Origin of the sequence: Endozoicomonas sp. ALC013, assembly GCF_049310205.1 — a bacterium.
In the GTDB taxonomy this organism is placed as follows: Bacteria; Pseudomonadota; Gammaproteobacteria; order Pseudomonadales; family Endozoicomonadaceae; genus Endozoicomonas.
Genome location: NZ_JBLYNS010000378.1, coordinates 1 through 1362, shown reverse-complemented (window position 1 = coordinate 1362; position 1362 = coordinate 1). Strand labels below are relative to the sequence as shown.

Here is a 1362-nt window from a genome sequence, read left to right as displayed (position 1 = left end):
TTGCCGCAACTGGAACCGGAACCTGCATTGCCGGATCATCACGAGAATCTTCGTGGCTCTGACTACTTCAACTAATCCAGCACGAATAATAGAGAAAGGAACCAGAACCATGTTATTGAATCCAACATTAGAAAAACTGCAAACGCTGAAACTATCCGGCATGTATGAAGCACTTAATGAGCAATTAAACAGTCCAGAAATAGAACAAATGTCGTTTGATGAACGGTTGGGTCTGATGGTTGATCGGGAAATGACTATCCGTGATAACCGGCGCTTGAAAACCCGTTTAAAAAATGCACGACTAAGGCAGCATGCCTGCATGGAAGACATTGACTTCCGCCACCCTCGCGGACTCAAGCGTGAGCAGTTTCAACAGTTACTGGGCAGTGGCTGGATAAAGGATCATCAAAACGTCATTATCACCGGACCAACCGGGGTTGGTAAAACCTGGCTGGCCTGTGCCCTGGCACAGAAAGCCTGCCGTGATGGTTATACAGTCCAGTACCAGAGGCTGCCAAGACTGCTTCAGGACCTGAGCCTTGCCCGTGCTGATGGTCGTTACCTGAAGATCATGACGACGCTGGCCAAAACCGATCTGCTCCTTCTGGATGACTGGGGGCTTGCCCCCTTAAACGAGAGTCAGAGGCGAGACTTGCTGGAGCTGTTTGAAGACCGGCACAACCTCAAGAGCACGCTGATTACCAGCCAGATGCCGGTTGATCACTGGCATGAACTGATCGGTGATCCGACACTGGCAGATGCGATTCTGGACCGGTTGATTCATAACGCCCACCGCGTCCCTCTGAAGGGTGAGTCACTGCGCAAGAAACAGGCAAAACTGGCGAAGTCCGAACCTAAGTCCTAAGCTACAAACCGATGCGTCGCTGCGCTCCGATGGGGGGTGGCCGAATGCTCCGGAATGCGCAGACACACGACAGCGCAAACAGAAAAAAACAAAAGGCGCAGTTGAAACCGTTAAAAGCTCAGGGTCAAAACCCCGGACAGGCGATTCCATACCCACTCAGTAGCTACTTTGAACTGGTTGACTGGTCTGGCCGAATTATCCGCAAAGGCAAACGTGGTCGTATAACTGGCAATGCACCACCCATCTTGGAGCGCTTGGGTATTGACCCAAATGAATGGCTGGAGACTATGCGCTGGCACAATCGTTTCCACTGCGCAGTCGGCAGGCTGCCTTCACTGAAGGCTTATGCAGAAAGCACCGGAAAATGCTGGGTTCATGGGATGTCTGTGAGCGGTGATCTCTATACTGCCTGATCAACACATTTTCATTTACTTTAATGTGGCCAGAATTTTCTGATTGCTCTTTCTTATATTTTCTCAATAGTGTCTTCTATCTGG

Annotated in this window: 2 protein-coding genes; both read left to right on the top strand. The window is 50.3% G+C overall.

Features of this window, described 5'->3' with window-relative positions; genetic code table 11:
* Positions 1-109: 109 nt before the first annotated feature.
* Positions 110-865 carry an IS21-like element helper ATPase IstB gene (gene istB, locus ACO6V1_RS23950; RefSeq protein ID WP_422444708.1) on the top strand — a complete coding sequence of 252 codons (756 nt, stop codon included), beginning with the start codon at positions 110-112 and terminating at the stop codon, positions 863-865.
* Positions 866-876: 11 nt separating this feature from the next.
* Positions 877-1278 carry a hypothetical protein gene (locus tag ACO6V1_RS23945; RefSeq protein WP_422469106.1) on the top strand — a complete coding sequence of 134 codons (402 nt, stop codon included), beginning with the start codon at positions 877-879 and terminating at the stop codon, positions 1276-1278.
* The last annotated feature ends 84 nt before the right edge of the window (positions 1279-1362 follow it).

Excerpts from the sequence above, each read along its gene's own strand:
- istB (WP_422444708.1), top strand. The coding sequence starts at position 110 with ATGTTATTGAATCCAACATTAGAAAAACTGCAAACGCTGAAACTATCC.
- ACO6V1_RS23945 (WP_422469106.1), top strand. The coding sequence starts at position 877 with ATGCGTCGCTGCGCTCCGATGGGGGGTGGCCGAATGCTCCGGAATGCG.